Origin of the sequence: Bradyrhizobium sp. (assembly GCF_004799405.1) — a bacterium.
Taxonomy (GTDB): Bacteria; Pseudomonadota; Alphaproteobacteria; order Rhizobiales; family Xanthobacteraceae; genus Bradyrhizobium.
In genome coordinates this window covers 1-24,108 of record NZ_SSMW01000070.1, presented here as the reverse complement: position 1 = coordinate 24,108, position 24,108 = coordinate 1, and the positions used below count along the sequence as shown (strand labels likewise).

28 protein-coding genes are annotated in these 24,108 nt (G+C 53.9%); 12 read left to right on the top strand and 16 right to left on the bottom strand.

The features are described from left to right. Window positions 1-85 precede the first annotated feature (85 nt). Window positions 86-1,156: a serine protease gene (locus tag E7813_RS10545; RefSeq protein ID WP_291573534.1), complete on the top strand. Its 1,071-nt coding sequence runs from the start codon at window positions 86-88 to the stop codon at window positions 1,154-1,156. A gap of 17 nt (window positions 1,157-1,173) precedes the next feature. Here E7813_RS10545 and E7813_RS10540 read toward each other — a convergent pair whose 3' ends face one another. The 3 genes from E7813_RS10540 to E7813_RS10530 are packed head-to-tail and all read right to left on the bottom strand — an operon-like array spanning window position 1,174 to window position 1,777. Further along, complete coding sequence (locus E7813_RS10540; protein WP_291573532.1) at window positions 1,174-1,356, bottom strand: hypothetical protein; 183 nt, start codon at window positions 1,354-1,356, stop codon at window positions 1,174-1,176. Beyond that, window positions 1,353-1,535, bottom strand: coding sequence for a hypothetical protein (locus tag E7813_RS10535; protein WP_291573530.1), 183 nt, complete (start codon window positions 1,533-1,535; stop codon window positions 1,353-1,355). Before E7813_RS10535 ends, E7813_RS10540 begins: the two co-directional genes overlap by 4 nt. Next, window positions 1,532-1,777: a helix-turn-helix domain-containing protein gene (locus E7813_RS10530; RefSeq protein ID WP_291573528.1), complete on the bottom strand. Its 246-nt coding sequence runs from the start codon at window positions 1,775-1,777 to the stop codon at window positions 1,532-1,534. Before E7813_RS10530 ends, E7813_RS10535 begins: the two co-directional genes overlap by 4 nt. 23 nt (window positions 1,778-1,800) lie before the next feature. Here E7813_RS10530 and E7813_RS10525 point away from each other — a divergent pair, with 23 nt between their 5' ends. Then, window positions 1,801-2,127: a hypothetical protein gene (locus tag E7813_RS10525; protein WP_363331167.1), complete on the top strand. Its 327-nt coding sequence runs from the start codon at window positions 1,801-1,803 to the stop codon at window positions 2,125-2,127. 140 nt (window positions 2,128-2,267) lie between these two features. On the opposite strand, the gene E7813_RS10520 is transcribed toward E7813_RS10525, so the two are convergent. Together E7813_RS10520 and E7813_RS10515 are read right to left on the bottom strand one after the other, a co-directional pair. Next, window positions 2,268-2,720 carry a hypothetical protein gene (locus E7813_RS10520; protein WP_291573526.1) on the bottom strand — a complete coding sequence of 151 codons (453 nt, stop codon included), beginning with the start codon at window positions 2,718-2,720 and terminating at the stop codon, window positions 2,268-2,270. Window positions 2,721-2,802: 82 nt separating this feature from the next. Next, the gene (locus tag E7813_RS10515; protein ID WP_291573524.1) at window positions 2,803-3,657 is read right to left on the bottom strand and encodes a DUF4747 family protein; all 855 of its coding nucleotides are present in this window, start codon (window positions 3,655-3,657) and stop codon (window positions 2,803-2,805) included. A 150-nt stretch (window positions 3,658-3,807) separates the two neighbouring features. Here E7813_RS10515 and E7813_RS10510 point away from each other — a divergent pair, with 150 nt between their 5' ends. The 4 genes from E7813_RS10510 (at window position 3,808) to E7813_RS10495 (ending at window position 5,564) form a co-directional block, all read left to right on the top strand. Beyond that, entirely contained in the window at window positions 3,808-4,056 is a 249-nt protein-coding gene (locus E7813_RS10510) for a hypothetical protein (protein WP_291573523.1), read from the top strand. 115 nt (window positions 4,057-4,171) lie between these two features. Continuing rightward, window positions 4,172-4,384 (top strand): hypothetical protein, encoded by a 213-nt coding sequence (locus E7813_RS10505; RefSeq protein WP_291573521.1) that lies wholly within the window; start codon window positions 4,172-4,174, stop codon window positions 4,382-4,384. A 101-nt stretch (window positions 4,385-4,485) separates the two neighbouring features. Next, window positions 4,486-5,235 (top strand): dienelactone hydrolase family protein, encoded by a 750-nt coding sequence (locus tag E7813_RS10500; RefSeq protein ID WP_291573519.1) that lies wholly within the window; start codon window positions 4,486-4,488, stop codon window positions 5,233-5,235. Window positions 5,236-5,246: 11 nt separating this feature from the next. Further along, on the top strand, window positions 5,247-5,564 hold the full coding sequence (locus E7813_RS10495; RefSeq protein WP_291573518.1) for a DUF6295 family protein: 318 nt from the start codon (window positions 5,247-5,249) through the stop codon (window positions 5,562-5,564). Window positions 5,565-5,770: 206 nt separating this feature from the next. On the opposite strand, the gene E7813_RS10490 is transcribed toward E7813_RS10495, so the two are convergent. The 6 genes from E7813_RS10490 to E7813_RS10470 all read right to left on the bottom strand — a co-directional run bounded on the left by E7813_RS10490 (window position 5,771) and on the right by E7813_RS10470 (window position 11,653). Continuing rightward, window positions 5,771-6,361 carry a hypothetical protein gene (locus E7813_RS10490; RefSeq protein WP_291573515.1) on the bottom strand — a complete coding sequence of 197 codons (591 nt, stop codon included), beginning with the start codon at window positions 6,359-6,361 and terminating at the stop codon, window positions 5,771-5,773. Between the two features lie 437 nt (window positions 6,362-6,798). Further along, a complete protein-coding gene (gene hxsC / locus E7813_RS10485; protein ID WP_291573513.1) occupies window positions 6,799-7,977 on the bottom strand; it encodes a His-Xaa-Ser system radical SAM maturase HxsC in 1,179 nt (392 codons plus the stop codon). Further along, complete coding sequence (gene hxsB / locus E7813_RS10480; protein WP_291573511.1) at window positions 7,974-9,431, bottom strand: His-Xaa-Ser system radical SAM maturase HxsB; 1,458 nt, start codon at window positions 9,429-9,431, stop codon at window positions 7,974-7,976. Before hxsB ends, hxsC begins: the two co-directional genes overlap by 4 nt. 19 nt (window positions 9,432-9,450) lie before the next feature. Beyond that, the gene (locus tag E7813_RS10475; RefSeq protein WP_291573509.1) at window positions 9,451-9,801 is read right to left on the bottom strand and encodes a hypothetical protein; all 351 of its coding nucleotides are present in this window, start codon (window positions 9,799-9,801) and stop codon (window positions 9,451-9,453) included. After that, window positions 9,785-10,075: a His-Xaa-Ser repeat protein HxsA2 gene (gene hxsA2 / locus E7813_RS26145; protein WP_363331166.1), complete on the bottom strand. Its 291-nt coding sequence runs from the start codon at window positions 10,073-10,075 to the stop codon at window positions 9,785-9,787. Before hxsA2 ends, E7813_RS10475 begins: the two co-directional genes overlap by 17 nt. Window positions 10,076-11,191: 1,116 nt before the next feature. After that, entirely contained in the window at window positions 11,192-11,653 is a 462-nt protein-coding gene (locus E7813_RS10470) for a hypothetical protein (protein ID WP_291573507.1), read from the bottom strand. Between the two features lie 186 nt (window positions 11,654-11,839). Here E7813_RS10470 and E7813_RS10465 point away from each other — a divergent pair, with 186 nt between their 5' ends. Next, entirely contained in the window at window positions 11,840-12,109 is a 270-nt protein-coding gene (locus tag E7813_RS10465) for a hypothetical protein (RefSeq protein WP_291573505.1), read from the top strand. A gap of 195 nt (window positions 12,110-12,304) precedes the next feature. Here E7813_RS10465 and E7813_RS10460 read toward each other — a convergent pair whose 3' ends face one another. From E7813_RS10460 to E7813_RS10450, 3 genes are all read right to left on the bottom strand, one after another. Then, window positions 12,305-13,948: a hypothetical protein gene (locus E7813_RS10460; RefSeq protein WP_291573504.1), complete on the bottom strand. Its 1,644-nt coding sequence runs from the start codon at window positions 13,946-13,948 to the stop codon at window positions 12,305-12,307. Between the two features lie 460 nt (window positions 13,949-14,408). Next, entirely contained in the window at window positions 14,409-15,608 is a 1,200-nt protein-coding gene (locus E7813_RS10455; protein ID WP_291573502.1) for an IS91 family transposase, read from the bottom strand. Between the two features lie 10 nt (window positions 15,609-15,618). Beyond that, on the bottom strand, window positions 15,619-16,482 hold the full coding sequence (locus E7813_RS10450) for a site-specific integrase (RefSeq protein ID WP_291573501.1): 864 nt from the start codon (window positions 16,480-16,482) through the stop codon (window positions 15,619-15,621). Window positions 16,483-17,163: 681 nt separating this feature from the next. On the opposite strand from E7813_RS10450, the gene E7813_RS10445 reads away from it, so the two are divergent. Together E7813_RS10445 and E7813_RS10440 are read left to right on the top strand one after the other, a co-directional pair. Next, complete coding sequence (locus E7813_RS10445) at window positions 17,164-18,153, top strand: ABC transporter substrate-binding protein (protein WP_291573500.1); 990 nt, start codon at window positions 17,164-17,166, stop codon at window positions 18,151-18,153. A 209-nt stretch (window positions 18,154-18,362) separates the two neighbouring features. Then, the gene (locus E7813_RS10440; protein WP_291573498.1) at window positions 18,363-19,052 is read left to right on the top strand and encodes a hypothetical protein; all 690 of its coding nucleotides are present in this window, start codon (window positions 18,363-18,365) and stop codon (window positions 19,050-19,052) included. Between the two features lie 198 nt (window positions 19,053-19,250). Here the strand turns inward: E7813_RS10440 and E7813_RS10435 are convergent, their stop codons facing one another. After that, window positions 19,251-19,535, bottom strand: coding sequence for a hypothetical protein (locus E7813_RS10435; RefSeq protein ID WP_291573495.1), 285 nt, complete (start codon window positions 19,533-19,535; stop codon window positions 19,251-19,253). A gap of 146 nt (window positions 19,536-19,681) precedes the next feature. On the opposite strand from E7813_RS10435, the gene E7813_RS10430 reads away from it, so the two are divergent. Both E7813_RS10430 and E7813_RS10425 read left to right on the top strand, forming a co-directional pair. Continuing rightward, on the top strand, window positions 19,682-20,488 hold the full coding sequence (locus tag E7813_RS10430; RefSeq protein WP_291573493.1) for a hypothetical protein: 807 nt from the start codon (window positions 19,682-19,684) through the stop codon (window positions 20,486-20,488). 17 nt (window positions 20,489-20,505) lie between these two features. Beyond that, the gene (locus E7813_RS10425) at window positions 20,506-21,285 is read left to right on the top strand and encodes a hypothetical protein (RefSeq protein WP_291573491.1); all 780 of its coding nucleotides are present in this window, start codon (window positions 20,506-20,508) and stop codon (window positions 21,283-21,285) included. Between the two features lie 32 nt (window positions 21,286-21,317). Here the strand turns inward: E7813_RS10425 and E7813_RS10420 are convergent, their stop codons facing one another. Further along, window positions 21,318-22,268 carry a hypothetical protein gene (locus E7813_RS10420; protein WP_291573489.1) on the bottom strand — a complete coding sequence of 317 codons (951 nt, stop codon included), beginning with the start codon at window positions 22,266-22,268 and terminating at the stop codon, window positions 21,318-21,320. A gap of 217 nt (window positions 22,269-22,485) precedes the next feature. Between E7813_RS10420 and E7813_RS10415 the strand changes: the two genes are divergently transcribed. Next, window positions 22,486-23,982, top strand: coding sequence for a DUF2779 domain-containing protein (locus tag E7813_RS10415; protein WP_291573487.1), 1,497 nt, complete (start codon window positions 22,486-22,488; stop codon window positions 23,980-23,982). Window positions 23,983-24,108: the final 126 nt, after the last annotated feature.

The window sequence follows — 24,108 nt, the reverse complement described above, 5'->3', positions numbered from 1 at the left end:
TAGTGCAAGCGATCAGGACAACCCGCCACGGCTACTGAACGGCTTTGTAGACGATGACGGTGCCACGCGGCACTAGGTTAAGCATATGAAACAAACGCCAAAAGACACAATCGGAATCTTAAAATCTATCTGGAGAAAGAACGAGGCGGGCGTTTGGACCGGTCACGATCTTAAGGGCATCGACCTGAAACCACGAGAGGGGTGTTCAAAGGACTATTTCAAAATCAAAAGCGAAGTGAACCTCATGACCCAAAGCCCCGGCCCTGTCATCAACAATTTCTTCGCCACCTTTGGAACGACTGAATTTCTAGTGCGTCAAAGCATCGTGCCCGTCATTGCGTGGAATGACGGCGATGAAGAGATTCGATGCATTGGCACCGGTTTTTTTATCAGCGCTTCAGGTTTGTTGATGACCGCTGCTCACGTCATCCGTGATCCAGTCGATGAAGATTATGCCACCGTTAGTCAAGTCGGTAAGAATGCGCATAAGTTTGGCGAAGACTTGCATTTTGGCGTTTTGCTCCCCGCCAACCCGGCCATGAAGAATGCACCCTTCGAAATTCATCCGGAAGTGCGGGAAGCAAAATGGTTCATGTGCCCATTTGAGTGGGCGTATTTTTGGGGCAAAGATGTTGAGAGCCCGCTTCTGCATAAAAAGCCTGAGTATAAGCCCGACCTCGATATCGCGGTTTGCAAGGTTAGAGAACGAGCCGCGATTGGCCCCTACCAGCCGCTGAACATTGGCTTGTATAGTCTCAAGCTTGGTGACCGTGCCGTGGCGATCGGTTATCCCGAAATGAGGAATATTCGATTAGCCGGTGGCGACGACTATCAGCCTGAATTAATTGTTTCCGTAGGCTCCGTAACAACCATTTATCCTGACAACATCACCGAGAAGCAAAACGCCACGCCGGGACCCAATTTCGAATTCAACGCTAAAATTCCGGGCAAAATGAGCGGCAGCCCTATTTTGGTTGGCGGAGGTATCATAACGAAGGGAATTGTCAGCCGTAGTTTGGGCAGCACCGATAATCACGCGAGCGGATGTTTGATCGCGCCTATGATGAACCTGCCATCAATTGGCAGCAAAAGCTTGTTGGATTTGATGAACGGCGGAAATGAAGGTATCGCAAAAATGATCGGACCGGGCCTTTAGCGGGGCAACCAACGCGATCACACCAATTTCATCGGCACGTACTCAACCGGTACCATGTCGTTGTGGATAATGGACTGCTCTTTGCTGTTATCCCATTTGATGGTTACGCCCGCCCAATTCTTTTCAGTGACCGTGCCGAATTGTTCCCCCCAACAAACACGGTCGCCTACTAGGAGTTTGCGCGACTGATCGCCGGTCATTGCTTCGCCAATTCAACCCGCTGCATTCCGCTATGGCCCGAATGGCTCTCGTGGCCATCGTCCCATTTGATCGTGACGTAGTTCGCATTTGTCGCCATTACCTTGCCGCCATCCGCTTGGATGCCATTGAAGCAAACACGGGTACCAACCTTTAGCTTTTTGGATTGTTCAGGAGTCATTTCTCTTTATCCTCTCGCAACCGCACGCCAACGCCCCTGCCGTTTCGGGCCGGGATGAACTCAACGCCTGCCGCTTCTAGAGCGCGTCGGATAGCGGCCATGATAGCCGGAATTGGTGTGCGTAAACCAGTCTCATACCGCTTAACGGTCGGTAGAGCGATTTTTGCCGCTGCGGCCAAGTCGGCCTGAGTCCAATCGAGCAAAGCCCGCGCGGCCCGCACCTGCGCCATGTTGATTTTCATGGCCAGACTGTACCGATTTAACCTTGGGTAACGTGAAGCCGCACACCCTGCGACATACCGCAGCCACATGGTTGATGCAGCGTGCGGCTCCTATTTGGGAAGCGGCGGGCTTTCTGGGTATGAGCGAGAAGACCCTTCGGGACACCTATGGTCATCACCACCCCGACCATTTACGCGGGGCTGCGGAAGCTATGGGATCGCGGCCAACCCCGCCGAAGAAGGTAGCGTTGGTTGTTTCGCTGGTTGAGGAAAAAGCCAAGCGGGAAGGGGCACCAAAAACCCCTGAAAACATTGGTGGGCATGCCTGGACTCGAACCAGGAACCAGACCGTTATGAGCGCAGTGATCTAGCAGAGAAACCCATCAAAATCAGCCATTTTTGCTGATAAGCAGCGGTGTCTTCGCACGTCCACGCATGGAGTTTCTGTGGGATAACTGTGGGGGTCTTTTCCGAAGGAACGGGTTGGGTCACCATCGTCTGCAAGAGTTGGTCAAATCAAACCGCTGTTTTCCTTTTTTCTTCCATTAGATTTGCCTTTGAGGTCAAGTCCTGCCTTGGTGTTGTAGATCACCGCAGTTCGAAACAAGTGAACGCCTGCGGCAAAAGTTGACAAAACAGCGTAAAACAAAAGGAATAGGCTCACGACATCCAGCCATCCTGTGTTTGTGATTTTGGCAAGAGCGCCCACACATAATGCGGCTACCTGCACCAAAATAAAATGGAGAAGGCTCGTCGTAAGTGTCATAAAAAACGACTTTGGCCTTCCATCTTCTGCAAGTGTCGAAAAAATATCGGCTGACGAGAACGCCAAAACAATTGCTAAGGCACCTACCGAAAATCCAAGCAAATTTGGAACCGCGCTTAACGTAATATCGGCGGCCCTGGTTTCTTTATCATGCCAAAATGGCAGGCACAGAATTGTCAGAATCAGCGCGAGATGCACGTATGGCGACGTAAAAAGTGCCCACCAACCGCCGTAGATATTCCAATATCGTTGAAGGGCACCTAGTAGACCAACCCACTGCCTAAGAAAAGAAACGGAGCGCAGATAGGAACGCAGCGAACGAAGACGCGCCTTCAACCTCGACTGGGCGGATTTTTGGATGCTCCTTAGTTGACTCAAAAACTTTTTTGCCCTTGGCATCCTTGCCCTCGCCGGTGACATGACCATTCCCCGCCGCCGCCACTGCGGCCATGCTCTTGGTACCGTTATCGGGAGTAAGCGATTTCTTCTTTGGTGCCTTCGTTAGTTCTGTCTTGAGGCCGCCCGCAGACTGCCTCTCCATCCGATTCAGAATACGCTGTTCAGCGTCAGCAGAATCGTCAGCATTAGGTCTCTTCACGAAAATCTCCAAACGCCTCAACTTTGGAATCGCGAAGATAGCTTCTAAAGTTTCGTCCTCCGGTATTGCGGTTACATCCACCGCAGAGGCGGAATCTGGAAGGTGCCTGTCGAACAGGCGCTGAAACATTCTTTCTGCGCGGGAAGGTGCGAAGTGCTGATCCAATTCGTTTTTTGATTCAAAGATCAACCGATGTTTATCCTCGATAAAAACGAAATAGAAAGATCGGAAGTTGGGTTCGTAATCCTCAGGTATTGCCTTCGCAATTTTTTGCTTCTCTTCAGGAGTGGCTTCGATGTTTTTGTTTTTGTTCAGCCATTTTCCGTCTTTATCAATCTCTCCCCAAACCAATACGCGACCATATAGCAGGTTCGGTTTGTCCTCCATTTCTTGGAACTCGGTAATCTTGCCACGGTCGCTGCCCCAAAGAGTGACCTCCTTGTTCGCAATAGCCGAAAGGATTTCGCGGTAGACCCCCTTCGGATGCGGCGAAGCCACGATATTTAGGGCCGCCACCTCAATTTTTTGAACTGCCATGCTCCCCCAACACGTGCGGGTAGGAAGAGACTGACACAACCAAAAAGGTTCCGCTACGCTCCTCGCTACCTACAGAAACGAGGGTCTGTTGACAAAAGAACATATAGAGAACATTGTTCGCCGGTCAGGTCAAGTGGTTGGAGTCAGGCCATGGCCGAAGTCACCTATTACGTCGCGCTGCCGTTCCTCGCTGCCGATGACGGCGTTGCCGCTGGCGAGCCTACGGAATGCTTCAATCCAAACGCCGCTGTGATGCGCGCTGACGCGTTATCCCGCAAAGAAGGTCACGTCGGCGCAGTCGCCTTTAGCCGCACTGGTGACCCTGCTACCGGCGATTTCAGCGATGCCAAGGTGATAAGAAAATTCGGCGACGTGCCGGATGATTTGAGTGCGCTATGACTCTTCAATTCATCTACGCTGAGATCGAAAGTCTGCGCCTCCAAATTCGTAGTCAGCAAAAGGAGGTCTTCACCCTTCAACGTTTCGGCATTAGTACCAACAAGGAGTCTCGACTATGAAAGAACCTGGACTAGACGGCCGTCATCGCGATAAGAATTCCCCTAAGGCGGGTGAGATTCAACAAAAACGCAGCGATACACTCAACAAAAATCTTCCCAAACCCATTCCTCAGTTTTCGCCGAATGCCACGCTTGGCACGATGAGAGAAAGAACCGGCAAGGTTAGTGAGGAAGCGGTTCGACGTGCTGCGGCTAAAATGAAAAAATAGTTCGATTGAGCGTCGATCTGGACGACGCCAGTTATCGATGACGGCGCGGCTCTGCGATGCACCGACGGACGACTAAGGCTGACGCCCATGGAGGAGGACTGATGTTATTCTACCGAGGCATGACCTGCGAGAACGTGACCATCCAAGGCGACAAAGGAACCTCGATTACCGCTTATGTGGCCAAGCCGTCTGGTCCGGGCCCCTTTCCTGGCGTAGTGCTTGTCCACCATCTCCCGGGCTGGAGCGAGTTCTACATTGAGACGACGCGTCGGTTCGCGCATCACGGCTATCTCGCGATCTGCGCTAACCTCTATGAGCGTGCGGGCCAAGGCAACCCGGATGACGTCGCCGCCAAAGTGCGCGCGGACGGCGGCATTTCCGACGCCCAGATGGTCGGCGATACCGAGGCCGCCGTGAAGTGGATGCGCGCCCAGTCCAATCACAACGGCAAGGTCGGCATTTTCGGCTCCTGCTCCGGCGGCCGCCACGCCTTCATCTATGCCTGCCAGAGGAAGGACGTCGACGCCTGCGCCGAGCTCTGGGGTGGCCGGGTGGTGATGGGCAAGGAGGAGCTCAATGCCAAGACGCCCGTCGCGCCGATTGACATGACCAAGGAGCTCTCTTGCCCGCTGATTGGCATCTTCGGCAACGACGACCGCGCGCCGAGCCCCGAACAAGTGAACCAGCACGAGGCCGAGCTCAAGAAGCATGGCAAGGTGCACGAGTTCTACCGCTACGACGGTGCTGGCCACGGCATCTTCTATTGGCACCGGCCGCTCTACCGGCCTGAGCAGGCAATGGATGGCTGGAGCAAGGTGTTTGCCTTCTTCGGCAAGCATCTGGCGAAGTAGGAGGCCCGGACATGTGTACGTCCATTATCGAGATCGCACGTGCGGAGGGCATGGCAAAGCGCGGCGACGAATGGTTCCCGCTCTCGCAGGCGGTGGTTGCCTATGACCACGCGCGCCATGCACCGCTGGGCGACGTCATCACGCTCGACTTCATCAATACGAGCCTCGAACCCGGGGCGCGGGCTGGGATTGAACTGACGCTGGAGACAGCAAAGGAGCTGCGCGCCGCTCTCGACCGGGCGATTGCCGCCGCCGAGTTCGAGGAAGCTGAAGTGAGGGGCAAGCGCACCGTGCCCAGCCTACTTCGGGCAGTGTCACACGCGAGATGAGCCAGCCGCTGAAATGGCGGACAACTGACCCCGCTTAGGCCGGTTTCTCCTTCTTCAGTGCAGCAAAGTTGTCGCCAACCCGGTAAAGAACCCACCAAATGTCTTAACGATATTGTCGGCTGCTTGTATGCGTGCCTGATTTTCACTCGTGTCCTTCAGCCACAAGCTCGTCACGAGAGCGATAAGAAACGATACACCCATCAAACTCAAGACAGCGACAGCCCATAAGGGAATATTGGTGACAGTTCCGATTTGACCCCTTCAGCGGCCAACGCTGGAGTTGTCAGAAAATCCACTGAACCGAACTTTTCAAAATACAAATCTCGGAATCTGCCTAAGTTAGACCGTAGCTTTTCGAGGCGGCCATGGTGGGCTGCCGGTGTTGAGTCCCACCCACAATCCGGCGCACTGCAACGCGCTTTGTAACATTTCTTTGGTGACGCTATCTTCACAAGGATGAAAAGAACGAGACAGATCAGAAAGCCCGTGTAGATTCCACCTGTAATCCTGACAGCTAGAACATTGTCGGCACCCTTGCATATTCTCTCGGTAATCATCACCGCGATATAGCCCGCAAGCACCGCCTGAACCGTATCCGGTAACGCCTGGGTAAATATCCATCCATAGATTTTGCCCGGAGTTTCAAGGCCAAAGATTGCGCGCAGATAGAGGAAGTCGGAGCCTTCTGCCCAGCCGCCGAAAACGTACAAGAAAGCTTTGAATAGCGCACCAACAGCGAAGCCCGGCAGTACCGCGATTGTGCATACGACTGTGGCGAACCACGTTTGTTGTCTCATGTGATGCCCTTAGAAACCTGTCTTATTGTTCGGCAGGCCATACAGCCTTATCGCGTCAGTGCTACGCGGCTAGTGATGTACTTGCGTTGAAATAGTTGTGCAGGCACCGGCAGATCGGCGTATTCTGTTTTATTGCCCATTTCTTGTCGCGCGATATCCTGCCTGATCACCTTCCTTCTGGCACACGTACGCACCATGATTCGTGTTTCCGTACCACCGCATCCCCTTGAGATGATAAATGCCGGTAGGTGTGTTCACCCACACCACTACATCAGCCGGGCAGTGCTTTTGCGCTTCGGTCTCGGCCGCAAACAGTTGTACACTATTTTCGAACGCCAACGCGATCATTGGCGTCGGGAGTAATAGCACAACTACAAGAAGGGCTCTCCACCACCCTCTCATGTTCACCTCGTAATCTAATCTCAGGTCACAATCCGTCAGAGAATCGGACTTATCGCTTTGCTTCGCCGTGGCCTACCGGAGCTGAAAAATCCAGCACATCTCGACTTCTCGGTACATGGCTCGCATTCGGAAATAAACGCATTCTTCCAATCAGAGATTGATTGGACTGCGTACGGCCACACGGACTGCGCAAGCACGCAGCGTTGCAGATTGTAGACCGACACGTTGACTTCAGCCGCGACGAGAACATCGACTGCATCCGCTAGTGCAGCCCGATAATCGATCGGATCGATCCAGAGCTGCGCCTCATTTGCGATGGCGAAGCCCGTGTTTTCGAGCCCCATCAGCGCAACGTGGTCAACAAATGAGAGGTTTCGCGCAATCCACCGACACGTATCTAAAATTATTGGCGCAGTCTGCGCATGCAAAACGACACGCACCTCGACGCGCTGACCTCTGTCTTTAAGCTTCAATATTCCAAGGATAGTTTCGTCAAAGGCGCCTTTGGCTTGCACTACATAGTCGTGCACATGATCAACCGCCGCATAGACTGGAATAGCTGCGATCAAGCTGGGATGGTTCACTTTTCGCCAGGCATCGACAATTTCCGACTTTGCGAACGCGCGGCCGTTCGTCAATACCTGTACGGCCGTTTTCGGAAGCTGATCGCGGCAATCAGCAAGAAGGCCAATGAACTCGACCGAATCAGAAAGCGGCTCTCCACCAGTAAACGTCAAGGTACGCGTTTCCTTGTCTAGGAGAGGCAGGCTCTGTCGTATCTCATCCAAAATCCACCGATCATCAATATCTTTCGGCGGCTGCGAACACATCAAGCAGTAGTTATTGCAACGCTCCGTAACCAAAAACGAGTTATGACGGGAGTTATGCCGGTAAAGAGTTCGGAATTTTCGTGACGGAGTATGAATGCCGATTACGTCTCCCGGGGCGAGATAAGAAAATTGAGCCGGGACCGTGATCGCGCGACGGGGCAGGCCTTCACTCGACAGAAAACAACCAGTACCATCGTCGATAGCGAAGATCGCTTCGTGACTATCCTGAATTACGCGCTTCAGGTCATCGCTTGTCCGCACGACGGTAAAGTCGGCTCCCGCGCTGGATCGCGCATCGCCAAGCGCCTTTAGGCGGATAACCGACCTCGTATGCTGTTCAAACCCGCGACAACGGTCAGCTGTTCCAGATAAAGCAAGGGTCATGAGCCGGCCCAGCGACGCAATATCGCCGCGTCTCGCGGTGACTCGTCCATTATCCGCAGCAAATGACGCATAATTCCTTTCTGCCTCGCACAAAAATCCGAAAGAGGTTTAATGCCCAAGGCATCGCCCTGGGTGGCATGGTGATGCACGGGATTTGCGCCACAGTGACTTTCGAACACACAGGTCGAGCACTCGGGCGCACATTGCGTCAGCGACATGGAAATTGCGTCGACCAGCTTGTCCGAAAGGACAAGGGATCGATAGTTGTCTTCATCGACATGTCCGAGTCGAAAGGCATTGTCGCCCGTCTCAGCGAGCATGCGCCCTTCATCGGAAGCAAACACGCCACCGTCGTAGTTGTAGACCAGAGCGCCTATTCCGATCCCGGCTGGACTTCGTAGGTCCACGTAGCCGATCGGTCTGTCGGTCAACATGCGCGTCAGAACCAAGGACGAATAAAACTCCCGAAACGGAGTCCCTTGATGATTGATATCCAGAACTCGCCGAAGACCGCGCCTGTAGAAATCAAGCCAACTCTCTGCAGTGTAACGATGATATTGTTTGGTTTTGATCGCAAAACCGAACGGAGACAGCGGTCGAAGAAAAATGCCGTCCAGACCTAGTTTCAGGTATTCGTCGATTATCTCATCTACTCGACCCAAGCTGGCTTCGGTGGTCGTCATAAGCGCCCCGACCCGATCCGGTCCAAGCGCTTCGCGCGCGCGGCGGATGCCACTAACCGCCAACTCATAACTGTTCCCGCCCGGTCGTGGTCGATTCTTATTGTGCAGGTCCGCCGGACCATCCAGCGAGGTTGAAAGAAGAATTTCATTGGCTTTACAGAAAGCAAGGATCGTGTCGTCCAGCAGCGCGAGGTTCGTCGCGACTACGAAATCAACTTTTTTGCTCAGGACAGCCGACTTTGCTTGCGCGGCCGAGACGATCATCTTGATCAGACCAAAATTGAGAAGCGGTTCGCCACCTTGGAATTCGATTTTTATCCGCGACGATTTGCTTTCGAACGCGATATCGAGTCCCCGTTGTGCCGTCGCTTCGCTCATGTCAAATCGTGAGCGGTCGGTGCTTTGCCGCGAGACTTGGCAGTAGGGGCACGAGTGCTCGCAACGCAGAGTCACGACAAACATATGAAGTGGCGTCACCTCGCGCAGGAATGACATTCGGCTTCGAAGGCGCAGGGCCAGGAGCTGTTGCTGACTCTTCTGACGTGAGCCGGTAATCAAGTGAGCTGCATAGGCCCTCTCGTATAGGCCGTCACCGGGCGTCACTTTCAGATCAATCAACTTGTTGATCTCATCCTCTGTTAGTCGGATGAAATCGCCCACCATGTTTGAAACTAGGAACTGCTCAGTACCTGTTCGCTCAAAGTTGAACGGCAACAAGGCGAGTTCTTCGCTTGGCGAGCTAAATGCTTCGGCTGCGAGAAAACGAGCCATGGTCAGCCAATGCTGTGCGTTAGTCGTTTTGGGATGCGGCCAATGATCCAAAGGCAAGCGCCAAGATGACGTTGCGAACGCCGTCAGTTTTTTCCGACACGCGCGTCCTCAGGTTTTCGTCTGTAACAAGGTCGAGGAAACGTACTTTTAGCGCATCGGCGTCGGTTACCGCGAAGCCCCCACTTGCCCGGTCATTTTGCGCGGCAAGATGACAGACAAATCGGCCGCCGGTTTTTTCGATTTGGCAGGTTGCTACTCCAATCAGACGATACGCAGCAGCCTCCAACGCACTCAGCGTTTGAATGCTTGCATCAAAATCTACGTCAATCGTGATCGTCGCAGCGCGTTTTTCGTTAGCGACTTGAGACATGTGATGCGTGGGAGGCATGAGAAGCATGAGAGGCATGCTGCGCCACCAGTGTCCCATCGGCCTGCCGGGTCATTACGAACCCGAGAAGATCTTCTCCGACCTGAAAATGTCCGCTCGCCTTCATTTGCGCGTCCGCACTTGCAGCCTCATTCGTCGGAGCAATTGCGTCAGTACTGGTACCTGTCGCTTGCGCTTCAGTGCTAACGACCTGCGCACCAGCGAGAGACGCGAGAGCGGCACCTAGCGAAAATATAGTTTTCGACCGACCCGGCATGATTCTCTACCCCCTTGCCACAATCGGATAAGTAGACCCAAGTTTTGGATAAGTTGCAATACAGATGAAAAACAATTTTTGATAAGGCAAAAGATGCTTATGCCGCTGGATCCCTTGGGAAATCCCAAGCGACCTAGTGCATACGCTGTTGCAGCGCACCCAAAGCCGCCATCGTCTAAAGTGCCTCACGGCTTTCGCAACTCACTCCTACCGAGCATACAAGGGACAACGCGGCAGAGCAGCCGCGTTGTCCTTGGTAACTTAGGGATGTTGCTCGTTTTTAGCGGCGCGCATTCCTTGAGCGGCGGTGTCTCTCTCACACATATACGCGCCGTTCTTCGTCGTCCCGTAGTTGCGAGTGCCGCTGAAGTGATAGATTTTCGAACGCAAATTTACCCAAACGACGGTGTCGACTGGACAGTTCGCTTTCGCTTGAGCTTCGGTTGCGAACTGACCTGCTCCCGACGGGGTGCCGTTAGAAGGTGCTCTTGCGACTGGAGCTTGAGCAGGCGCCGGAGCAGGCGCGGTAACCGTAGGCTTCGGTGCCGGAGCGGCGGGTGCGGGCGCTGGAGCCGGAGCTGCGGTGGGAACCGCCGCGGGTCCGCCGCGGCATTCCGCGACATAGGCTTTTTGAGTTATTCCTTTCGCTTGAAAGCCGGCTTTATCAGCCCGCCATTCCTCGATGCACACTTTAGCGGTTTTCGCCTGGCCGGCACTTGAGGGCGCCGGAGCAGGTGCTGCAATCACCGGCTTTGGAGGCGGTGCAGAGGGCGCTGGAGCTGCAGTCGGGGTCGCGGCTCCGCCGCCGCGACACTCTGCAACGTACGCCTTCTCGGTTATACCTTTAGCCTGGAAGCCGGCCTTATCGGCTCTCCACTCTTCCGTACAGGCCTTAGCTGTCTTTGCCTGAGCCCAAGATTGAGACGGCAGCGAAGAAAAGCCCAAGGCGGCAACGCACATGATGACAAGTTGTCTGTTCATATTCCATCTCCCAAAGGTTAGGCGTTATTTTGATTGGTGAAATTCCTGAGATCGTCGGCTTCGCCGACGAGCTATTCGAGCGCACCAGCCTACCTTGGGTGCCCACCAACTCGGCCATCATTTCAATCGAAGGATTCAGATCGAAGTTTTTGCCAGTCGGCAACCTACTTCTTCTCGAAACTTCTCGAAAGAGGTGAATTTTTGAGCCCCCTCGACAAATTCGCCTTCGACATATCCATCATCGCGGATTCGAAAACCCACCCCGAATAGATACCCCGTCTGCTGTCCCAGCGCCCGCCCAATCAACACAGTCTCCACATGGAGCGGGGGCTTCAAGGGATTGATTTGTCCCTTCAGACGAACTTGCCTAAACGGAATGCGCATGCCAACCGGCGCTTTTGTTGTATCTGTTGGCAGCGCCAAATCCGAGACTTTGCTCGCAGGCTCAGCTAGCTCCTGGGGTGAGGAGGTTGCTTCGGTTAGATCATTAGGCGACACCCCAGACATCCGCGCCAATATTGCGCGATGGGGGCTGACCTCATACTCAAAAAACAGATCCTTTTCTATCTGTACGCGCCGCGTAATCAGGTTTTCCAAGTTATGCTCTTGATCGTAGGTCCATTTGGGCAACATTCGCGTGCTGGATACTAGCACGGGTTAAACCTATCGAAATCTCTCATCTTTCCTCATTTCCATTAATCGTTGACATCACCTGGCATGACTGACGGTCGATATGGGGATAACCCGACGAGAGGTAGGGACGAGCGGGTTATCATCAAAGCCATGACCGACGACTTGTCGCGACAGGTCGCGACTACTGACGACAGCGAGTATTCCCTCTCCGTGGACGAAGCGGCCGAGCGCTACGACCACGCCGGCCACCCCCGGACCACCCGTGCGATCCAACGCTATTGCGCCAAAGGCGACCTCGATTGCCGCCGGAGGGAAACCCAGTTCGGCGTAAAATACATGATCACCCCCACATCCGTCGCGAAGCATATTGCCTACATCGAAGAGGTTCGACCGGTCACGACTAGTCGCGAACCAAGTTGATGGATACCCCGCCTTACGCCCCGCCAATAGGGTAGGGCGGGGTCTCAAGTTCGCAGATGGTGCAATGACAAGACAATTCGGGCCGCGCGCGCGGGTCTATGGTAGATTGGATCGATGCTGCCTAACCTGGAAATTCGGGGCCGCGCCTATATCCTGATTCAAGAGGCGGTGAAAGAGCCGGGCCTGACCATAACCCTATCGTACTATCAGATGACATAATGAATATGGCCCGAATCCACTTGCGCACTCCGTCACCTCATACTGCTGGACGAATTGATAGAATTCCGGGTAACGTTTTGTATCTTCAACATCAGCATCGTTAGGGCGTAACCACCAAATCGTGTGCGCTGTCTTTAGGTCTTTGATCAATGAATCTACAGGAAGCGCGGTGCCAACCGAATATGAATCAACAATCCTTACGTTCGAACCAGCAAACACCTGAAAGATCACAGATAGATTCGTTAAAATGTAATCCTCACGCGGACTAACCTTCTGGAGTGTATTTAAAACCGGAGAAATTCGGTTATCCCATTCTTCATCCCCCCATTCCGTGTGTAAAGAGTGTATCATTCCCACAGAGCTGAGAACCCAAACCGCTGCGATTCCATTAACTACCAGCTTGCCACATCCATCCCAACGGCCTCCAATATCTTTAGCCAAGACTTGGATTTCGTTTAGGCCCAACGCAGTCAATGCGGCAAAGAACGGCAAGAAATTTGTTATATATCGGAGCGAACCGAATTCTGTAACAGAACCGTACTTTACAAAATAATAGCTTCGATAATGGCTGGTATAAACAATCAAATAAGCAAAAAATAAGCCAAGCACGACCGGCCAACCAGAACGTCTTACAGATGGTCGGAGCATTGCGGCAATTCCACAGAGAAGAATGAGTGTCGATATGCCAAACCACTTGAATGTTAGAAATGCCCTACAGAATAATGGTATGAGGATGGCGCTGTATTGAACAGAAAAAGTTGGCGCGCCTATATCACCGGACTCTCCAGTTTCAATCTGAAATATTTTGAATCCAATTGTAAGCACGATTGCCAGAGGGATTGTAATCCCAGCCCATAGAGTAAGATTTCTTACTTCTCGTGACCACCTTAGAGAGGTCGCGGGAAGCGCAAATAAGGGCAATGCCAGCAGTACTAGATTTTCACGCTTAGTCAGCAGTGCTAGGCAAAGGGAAATGCCGAGTAGGCCCCAGAGCAGCCAGCTTATGATTTCGGGATAGCTTTTCTTGTTGATGAATAGACTAATAAAACAAAAAACATATATGACAAGAAAGAATGAGGAGGTCGTTTCAGCTAAGCCGCTACTATGAAATAAGAAGATTGCAGGACACAAGGCGTACACAAGCGCCGCCAAAAGGGAGCACGCTCTATCTCTTACGAGGTTGAGACAAAGAAAGTAAAGCAAAAATGCTGAAATCACTGAAGCTACATAGTTGATCCAACACACGGCATAAGGATGATATCCGACCAACTTGTGGGTAAAGTAGGCTAACGACGGCACTGTAATAAAATGGCCCCCGAAGATCACTTCTGTCTTGCAGTCTGATGAGCTGCCAAATGCGCACGCATGAGTTTCGAGCGGGTCGACTGAAAACTCCTGATTAAAAAGGAGGTAATGGGAGTTCGCGGCGAACATATACGCATCTTCATATTCTAGACCCATAAAGGGTCTTCCATTTAAAGAAGGCATAAATGCTACGGAGACCGCGAACAGGATAAGCATCTCAAAGATATTCTGTCGGAGAATAGTACGGTTGGTGAATGTTAGCGCCGCCCCTAGCAATAGTAGGAGAAAAAACAGAAATAAAATAATCACGAGCATTTTTGGCCCCTATCTACGTCGGCTCGCGGACTGTGATGCTGAGAGACCGGGAGAAATTAACGGCACCTCGTCGAAGCTATGCATCTAACTTCGCACAATATTTAGGTTTCTGTGATGGCTGATGGCAAGCGCTATCGCAGCTTTGATCTCGTCAAGGACAGCCGTTACAGAAACCATCTTGCACGAAACCGCGGAGCGCCACGGTGCTGCCGCTATGGGGATTTTGCCTCTCGGCGCGCCGTGATGGTTGTCGTTTGCGAGGGCGATAGGTGCCGTGCACGGGGATTGGCGTTGGCCCGCAGCGTTTGACAGTGACAGCGAGCACGAAGTTTGGCGGGTTTGAGTGCCCGAGAGCTTAGCCGATCCGAGGAGGCGCGAAGTCCGACGCTCACCGGAGCGTCCAGGGCTCTGCGGCGTGGGTAAGGAACGGCAAGCATGCGCGAGCGGCGGAATGCTACGGTCATGAGCTGTCGAACCTTCTTGCACCATGAGACTCAGCTCGGCTTCCGTGAGTTCTTTCGAACGTCTCGATGATCTTCATTCGGCCGCCGCAGCATGGACAGGGTGGCGGTTCGTTGGCCGGAGCGACCTTCTCACAATCATCGGTGTCGCGATTCATGAGCGCAGAAGGCGCCGCCAGCAGCTTGCGGCATAGTTCGATCTTGTCGGCGCGATGACCGTTGGCGAATAGGCCGTAGTGACGGATGCGATGGAAGCCGTCCGGCAGGGTGTGCATCAGAAAGCGCCGGATGAACTCACCGGCTTGGAGCATCATTGCTTTGCCCTTGCCGTCCTGGCGATAATCCTTCCAGCGGAAGCAGACTTTGCCGTCGGACAGTGAGATCAAACGGCTGTTGGCAATGGCGACGCGATGAGTGTAACGGGCAAGATAGGCGAGCACCTGCTCGGGGCCTGCGAATGGACGCTTGGCAAAGACCACCCATTCGCTCCGGCGCAGCGGCGCGAGATACTGTTTGAATGCAGAAGGAGCTTTGAGTGCCGTGAGATCGGAGAAGAACTGAAGCTCGCCGGCAACGAATGCCGCGTCGAGATATTGCAGAAACAACCGCCGGAACAGGCGCGACAGCACGCGCACTGGCAGGAAGAAACCCGATCTGCAGCCAATCCAACGCTTGCCATCAGGGGATATTCCGCCGCCCGGTACGATGCAATGGACATGGGGATGGTGATCGAGATTCTGCCCCCACGTATGGAGCACGGCCGTTAAGCCGATCTTGGCACCGAGGTGTTTGGGATCGGCCGCGATGGTGATGAGCGTCTCGGCCGCTGCTGTGAACAGCAGGCCATAGACCTTGGCCTTGTTCTGATACGCGATGGCACCGATCTGCGCCGGCAGGGTGAACACCACATGATAATAGGGGACCGGCAACAGCTCGGCTTGGCGCGCCGCGAGCCATTGGGCGGCGGCAGCCCACTGGCATTTGGGACAATGCCGGTTGCGACAAGAATTGTAGGCAATGCGCGTGTGGGCACAGTCCTCGCAGCGCTCGACATGACCGCCGAGCGCGGCGGTACGGCAGGCCTCGATCGCCGACATGACGCGTAGCTGGGCACAGTTCACATGCCCGGCGCTGTCCCTGCGCCAGGCTTCACTGTGGCGGCGGAAGATATCCGCCACCTCCAGCTTCGGCCGGGACATGTCCGGCGACTTATGCGGGAGGCGGCTTGCCGATGTTCAGGGCGTCAAGGGGACTTTTTACCTGTCGGATCGTATTGACCGCGACCCGGGCATACCGAGCGGTGGAGTCGACATGCCGGTGTCCCAGCAGGTCCTGGATGACGCGGATGTCCACCCCTTGCTCCAGCAGGTGCGTGGCGAAGCTGTGCCGCAACGTGTGGACGGTGACCATCTTATCCAAGCCGGCAGTCTCGGCGGCAAGGCGGCAGGCGCGTTGCAGGGAACGCACCGTGATGGGACGGGCCGGGTCGGGGCCAGGGAACAGGAAGTGTTGAGGACGGGTGCACCTCCAATAGGCACGAAGAATGCCGAGCAGCTGCTCGGACAACATGACATAGCGATCCTTCCGGCCCTTTCCGCTGCGGACGTGGATCACCATCCGGGCGCTGTCGATGTCCTTGATGGTGAGCGCGACCGCTTCCGACACGCGCAGGCCGGCAGCATAGATCGTCACAAACGCGGTTCGGAACTCAAGGTCGCTCACGGCCTTCAAGAAGCGTTCGACTTCATCTCGCGCAAGAACGGGTGGCAATGCATCGGGCCTGCGCCCCAGTGGTATCTGTTCGGACACTGCGGCTTTGCCGAGCGTCGTTCCGTAAAAGAACCGCAGGGCACACATATTTTGATTGATGGCCTGTACTCCGAGGCCGCGGGAACCGAGATGCAATCGATAATCGCGCACGTGCTCGAACGTGAGCTGGTCCGGTGACTTGCCAAAATGTTTACTGAAGTTCTTGACTGCGCGGACATATGCCTTCTGGGTTAATGGCGACATGTTGCGGATCGTCATGTCATCAATCATGCGTTGCCGCAGCGCTGAGATTTGCTCGGACATCGGATACTCCTGTCTGTTGAACTGCACGAACGTGCAATCTTCTCAGACAGGATGTTCAACGGCCACGAGCACTTCCCCATCATCAGCCATTCGCAAGGGTCGGAAAACAGATATTTTGCGGCGCTTGAGGAATGGCTCTACGGAGCCATATTCCCCGACCGGCATTGACCGATCAGTTTAGCGTGTTGAGATGTGATGCTGCGATGACAAAGACCCGACAGCAGGAACTTTCGGAGAAATTTGCAGAGCAATGGCAGCGAAGCCGCGACTGGCTCGTGCCGTTCATGCAAAACAACCAGCCGAAGTTCTTGACAAAGGATGAGTTGCGTAGCGCAGCAATGCGTGAGCTTCGACGTCTCGAAGAGCGCATTCGACTTCGGATGGATGGCGGCGATCGAAGATACCGGCCGCCACGATTGGTACGGGCCCTTGCGCCGGCGGCGGCGCACCAAAACCTAGCCGCTTCCCTATCCGCGTACTCCCAACCGCGCCCGGCAACGCCTTGTGGGTTTCGGCGGTGCCCAGCAATGTCGGCTTGGGGTAAAGCGAAAAACTTCGGTTCTTTCAGAGACTTCGGCTTTTGACCCATTTGTACTATTCGACCTTCGACTTTGCTGTGCCGCATAACGCGATTTCGGCCCCTCGAAAATGTGATACGCTTGGCTCTCGATTTGAGGGCACATGAGGCGACGCGAGTTCATCACACTGCTCGGTGGCGGCGCGGCGGCGTGGCCGCTTGCCGCGCGTGCACAGCAGCCCGAGCGAATGCGGCGGATCGGCGTGCTGATGGGCGCTCCGCAGACCGATCCGGAAACGAAGCGCCGTATCGAGGCGCTCGTGGAAAAATTGCTCGAGTTTGGCTGGGCCGAGGGTCGCAACGTCCGCTTTGACTATCGCATCAGTCCCGAGGTCGAGCGCATGGGCGTATATGCGGCGGAGATCGTCGAGCTCCGTCCGGACGTCATCGTGGTGCACAGTAATGCGTTTTTATCCGCACTTCGGCAAGTGAACCGCACGATACCGATCGTCTTTATCCAGGTGGGCGACCCGGTCGGTAGCCGTTTCGTCGATAGCCTGGCGCGTCCTGGCGGCAACCTGACCGGCTTCACCAATTTCGAAGCCGAAATTGGGGGCAAATGGCTGGAGCTTATCAAGAAGATTGCGCCCCGCGTCACGCGTGCACTGGCCCTCCTTCATCAAGACATCGCCGCGAATGTCGCATTCTTGCGTGCAGCCGAAGCTACCGCACCTTCATTGCAGATCAACGTGACAGCAGCCGATGTGCACAATACGGCGGAGATAGAGCAGGCAATCGAGACGTTTGCGCAGGAGCCGAACGGTGGCCTAATTGTACTGCCAGCCCCGGTCATGGGACCGAACCATGATCGGATCGCGGCATTGGCTGCTCTCCACCGCCTGCCGTGCATCTTTCCATTCCGATTTTGGATGGCCATGAACGGGGGTCTGATGTCGTACGGGATTGATGTCGTCGACCTGTTTCAGAGGGGCGCTGCCTACGTCGATCGCATCCTGCGTGGAGCCAAGCCGAGCGATCTTCCGGTACAGAATCCGACCAAGTTCGAGCTGGTCATCAATCTCAAGACCGCGAAGGCGCTGGGCCTCGACGTGCCGCCGACGCTGCTCGCAAGCGCCGACGAGGTGATCGAATAAGCCGGGCACTCCCCGATCCGCAGACTCCCTACCGCCATAGCGGTTTAGTGCAATATACATTTTGCGAAGTATTAGCGGCCGAGCTCGGTGACCGCTGCGAAATGCACTCGGATGCCCACACAAGGGTCTGCATGTTTCCCATTTTCCCCCAGCGACGTAGGTAGTAGGCTCGCCTTTTCCCCAAAGAGCGCGCCGGTAGGCATGGAACCATGGTTAAATCGGCTAAAAAACCGAAAAAGGAATCACTTACCCCACTACTGCAGAAGTGGCACAGGAACGAAATTTTTAAAGCTATCCAGACCGTGGGTCTCGACCCCGGAAACTTTGATCTAAGTGATTCCGGCACCGAAGTCCAAATCAAACACAAATCGTCCGCGTCGTGTTTTATCGTGAGGCGTGAGTCAGGCTACTACGTCGGGCAATACGTGGTGGGGGACGCCTCGGCTTGGCCATACAGTCCCGGTGGCTGGGAGTCTTTGATGCCACGGGTCAGTAGGTGGCTTGAAGAAGTCAAACGAGACCTTGAAACGCCCGATTTATGGGCTGAGTTTCAGCGCGAGGCCAAGCTGCTCGAAGCCGGTTCTAATGCTGTCACGGAGAACAGACCGTTCACTCCAAAAGAGCAAAGAGAGATTGCAGCGCGACTCCAAGAGCTTGCGAAGTATGAGAAAGAAACGTACCCGCTCTCGCCAGTGCAAACAAAGGCCCTGGACGCAAAGCTTGACTATCTTATCGACGCTTCCAATCGACTCGGCCGGAAAGATTGGCTCACCGTTTTTGTCGGGGCCATTTTGGGCTACATCCTGACCGCGGCGCTTCCCCCAGAGTCAGTACATGGCCTTCTCCAAACGTCCTTTCGAGTGATGGGTCTTTTGTACCCCGAAATTTCTAGCGATTAGCCCTCGACGTATTGCAGAAGTGGCCGTCGAACGACGCGCGCGCGGTGCGGAAATTCGGCGATGTCGAACTGGAGGGCAATCTGCCGGTCAACTGGATGGATTGACGTTCAAATGAGAGCCATCCGCGAGACGGTCAAACAGATTGAAGCGGGCGGCCAGCCAGGGTGGCAACGCTTAGCTAGACCAAGAAGCAAAAACCTACAGGCCTGTCGTGAAATCCAGCGGCAACAGGGTTGCCGGTGTCGGACAGGCCTCGGCAAAACTAAAATAGCGATTGCAGGTACAGCTACTCGTCTGGAATCCTGCGTTGAAGCCAGAACTGAACGGCCCTGATCGAGTATCGCATTTCTCTTCTTCGATCTTTGAGCCAACGAGGCTGAGGTTTATCGCCGTGCAGACTGCGAAGATCGCAAAGATCAAAAGAAACAGCTTGTACGGCGTAACCGGGGCAGACCCGGGAAGCGGCAGCGCTACATCGCTCATGACGTGCCTCGAATCAGTGAAGCTACTGGCAGATTGCAATTAGTTCCTGTCAATGGCTTTTCCATGTCAGTTCGCCCGTAGGTCTCGAACATACTTGCAAGCACTGGTAGTGTCGATTTGGAGATTGCCCACGTGGGGGAGTTCTGATGGCGCCGACCGAACCAGATCCAAATCAAGCTTTTTACGACAAGGCGAAGCGTGCCCTTGAGGACTTATTCGAGAAGGCAAAGGCGAAAAATGAGCTGCACTTCGTGATGGCTATGATGCCCGAGTTTCGGGGTATGCAGGACGGCGGGTGGAATACGGGCGAAGAAGCGGTCCGTGCGTTCGATCAATTCACCGAACATATAAAGTCGCTGCCAAAGGACAGCTTGGTCCGCGTCCGTATCATGCTCGCGTTCTATCTAACGATCGCAGAGGGCGCTGGCTTTTATGAGATGCCAAAGAAAATGATGTTAACGGTCGAGGGGAAGGGAAACAATCTGTGGCCGTTCCAATCGCTTGTAACGAAACATGAGAAAACCGGACGCGCAATCGATCCGAATGCCAATAAAATCATGAAAAACATGATGGGCCATGCGTACGACCTGGGCTTGTTTGAATTGTCTGACGTGTTCAAGGAGGCATTTGATTCCGATCTGCGAAACGCGATCGCCCACGCTGACTACATCATTGCCGCAGAGGGGCTGCGCATCCGAAAACGCAATGGAGGCCAGCCGCGTGTCATTCCTTGGAATGAGTTCGATGCGCTCTATTGCAAAGCGGGAAACCTGTTCGACTTTATTCGACAGTTCGTCGAAATTTATATCCAAAGCTACGATCCGCCCAAAACGATTAAAGCGAGAATGAATGATAATGAGCCGTTGACTGATTATACGTTGTATTACATTCCGCAAACTGGAGCATTTGGTTTGACTACCGGACCCGCGCCGACTCCGCCGGATGGCACGTAGGGAAAATGGGATACGCCATGGTAATTGAGAAGCACATTTCCAATTTTCACGCGACCTACGAGGAGTTGACCGACGAGGTGAGGCTCGCGATGCACGCATTCGTACCACTGCGCTTACAAGAATGGTTCGCTTACTTGGACGGTGAGCCGGGAGCAGCAAAGGCAATTGCGAAGCTTCAATCGAGCCAAGATTTCTCTCATTGGTTTTCGATGCAGGGGCGAAATCAAAAACCCGGTGTGCCGACGCTGGAGTGGCCAACGGAGAACGATCAGCGTTTAGGAATGCAGTTGCTCTTATTCCGTTCTATTGCGGGCGGTAAAGTGGATATCGGCCCTCTAGGCAAAATGTACGTTCCCGGATCGGGTAGAAATATCAACGACAGTTCGAAAGCGTTCGTCGACCAAGTATTCCGACCGATGAGCCGAGAACTTATCCGCTACTTGCGACGCGTGGGAGATGAAAAAACCGAAGAATCGGTACCGGCGGCCGATCGTGTTGTGCCTCTGGACCACAATAGCGCGTCCTATAAGGAAGCAATTGAGGCAGTCGAGCATTTAGAGAGAGTACTTACGGAAGCAAACGATTTTGCCGATGTCGATGTGAGAGAGCAGCGTCTTGCAGAGGTGAAGGCGATCCGTGGGTTGCTGTCTGTGTTTTTGGTAAGAGTGCAGGCGATCGCGATCCTTCTAAAGCCGCTAGTTATTCAGTTTGGCGCGAAGCTTAGAGACTCTCTCATGGCAATCGCAGTGGGGGCAGTGATCGCGGCTCTAACAGCCCTGTTAGCTCACGTTTTTTGACGTGGCTATCTGCCGCGACTTAACTTCGAGTTTCATAGACGATCAGCAATCCACTCACCGAGTCCAAGCCGCACGGCGAGTTCAGCAATCCGGTTGCCTTCCCAGACCTGCACCGCCGGTTCATCTTCCGGAGGCGCAAGGGTTCCACCAATCGGAGAATGAACCGCGAAGATCATGCGGTCATAGAACTCTGTTCGCGCCTGAAATCTTTTGACATAGTCGTTAAGCGTAATCTGATTGGCTTCACTTTTTACCTGCACAAATGCGATTTCGTTCGTGGCCACGTTTTCGGCCTCAATGTCGGTCCCTTCGCTCACCCCGCCCAGCTTCGCTATTCTTATCCAGCCAGTGCGCGCAAGGATGAGATCGATAAGCAACTCGAAATCGCGATCATGAAGCTTTTTGATTAATTTCGCTACTGCGGCCGTGTACGCTTCGCGTGCCTGCGTTGCCTCGACTGAGTCTGGGTCTTTCCGATCCTGAATGATCCGCAGAATCTCTAGCGAGCCTTTCGGCTCGCATATCGTCGCCCGAAATCCCGCTACCGCCGCAACTTTTCCCGGTAGGTCTCGTCTCACAAGGAGTGTCCCACCAATCGATTGGTTACTCCACGGACGATCGCAGGTCAGCCAGAAACTTCCCTCTGTCTTTTCTGTTTCTCTATCCTCATTGACTGTTATTCCGTCACGAACGGTACACCACCACAGGCAGCCGTCCTCAAACGTGACCCAAACGTGTTGGCTTGGTCTCTCAAGTACCACCCGCAGCGCATTGAAATCCGCAGTGGCGGTTCCCGGATGCTTGTATGCGACGTGATGCTGAATACAATCTTTGATACGAGCTAAATCAGCTGTACGCAGCAGATCGCGGGGAACGAACCACCATCCGCAGTGAAGCTGCCCGCGAGCCTTCGCTGCTCCCCACCATCTGCCGCCTGCGCCGATCTTCACATAACGGACGCTCTGGGGGAGATTGTCGAGCATCGTATCAGGCTCTGCCAACAGCGCTAGCGAGCCTGTATTTGATATCGTAATTGATCATGAAATCGATCGCACTCTCTTTCAACCGTATAGCTCTCACACACGGTGCTTCTCTATATCTTGTCTACCATGTTGATTCAGCGAATAAAAGCAAGCTTTTTAGGATCACCAGGAACGGTGTATTCTGGAAGGAAGCTTCTTCCAGGTAGTTGGATGTATTATGCTTTCAATTTCAAAATCTACATTTCTACAATATCAAATCTGCCCCAAGGACACTTGGTTGAGGTTGCACAAGCCTGAGCTGGTCGAAAGCTTCACGCTGACCGAATTTGATAAGCATCTGCTGGAGCAGGGCAATGAGGTGGAAGCCGAAGCGAGGAAGCTATTTCCCGGCGCAGTATTGGTCTCTGCGACCGGCGACCAAGCGGTGAACGAAACTTGCCGGCTGATGGCCGGCGATACGGATGCCATTTTTCAGGCGACTTTTCTAGCTGGCGGATTTTTTGCAAAATGCGACGTGATCAAACGCGGAGCCATGCCGGGAACGTGGGACCTGTTCGAGATAAAGGGTACCAACTCTAAGAAGGAAGGGAATGAAGACAGGGATCACATCTCTGATCTGGGATTCCAAAAGCACGTGCTAGAGTTTGCCGGCGTAACAGTCGGTCACGCGAATATCGTGCATCTCAACAAAGAGTACATCCGGGCGGGAAATCTAGACGTTCAAGCCCTCTTTACCGTGTCCGACAGCACCGACCAGGTCGATGCACTTTCTGCAGGTTTGCTTGAAGATATGCATGCTGCACGAGAATATCTCAACAAGGCTATTGAGCCCAACATCGGATGTGATTGCCACTTGAGTGGGCGTAGCCGGCATTGTCGGACCTTCGCCTACTCGCATCCTGAAATCCCGGAATACTCGGTGCACGACATTGTGCGGATTGGGCAGAGTAAGAAGAAGATTGAATACTTGATGGACGAGCGTATTTTTGTCATCGATGAGGTGCCGGACGAGTATGAACTCGGCGACGCTCAACTAATGCAAGTGCGCGCACATAAGAGTCAGAAGTCTATTATAGACGTAGGCGAGATTGAGCAGATACTTGGTTCATATACGTTCCCACTGTACTTCTTCGACTACGAAACCTATGCGCCAGCCATCCCAGCATTCGATGGGTATGGTCCGTATGTGAAAATTCCATTTCAATTTTCGTTGCACACGCTGCGCGATGCTGAGACGAAGCCTGAGCACGTTGAGTTCTTGCAGCTCGACCGGAGCGACCCGACCCGCGCGGTCGCACAATTGCTTGATCAATATATCGATCCTAAGGGGACGGTGATTGTGTGGTACGCCCCATTTGAGCGGGGAGTGAACAAGGAGATTGGCGAGCGTCTGCGCGAATACGCCAGCCAGATGGAACGTATCAACGGTCAGGTGCGAGACTTGCGCGACATTTTTGCGAAGCAGCACTACGTGCATCCGGATTTCCGGGGGAGTACGTCGATTAAAGACGTGTTGCCTGTGGTGGTTCCGGAGTTGTCGTACGACGGAATGGCAATTAAGGAGGGGACTGCGGCGTCGGAGCAGTGGTGGGCTATGACTGCCGCCGGGACCGAGGCCGGTGAGCGAACCACTATTGCCGACGCGCTGCGCGCCTATTGCAAGCTCGACAGCTACGCGATGTATGCTATTTGGAGGAGGCTCTTGGGTCGTTGATAAATAGGTTGGTAATCCTCAATATCACGGAAAGATCACTGCGAAAGGTTATCGAGATGCTGACACCTGAGCAGAAAGGCACACTGGAAGAGGCTGGTACGTCGGTGGTTCGCATAAGGCTCACCA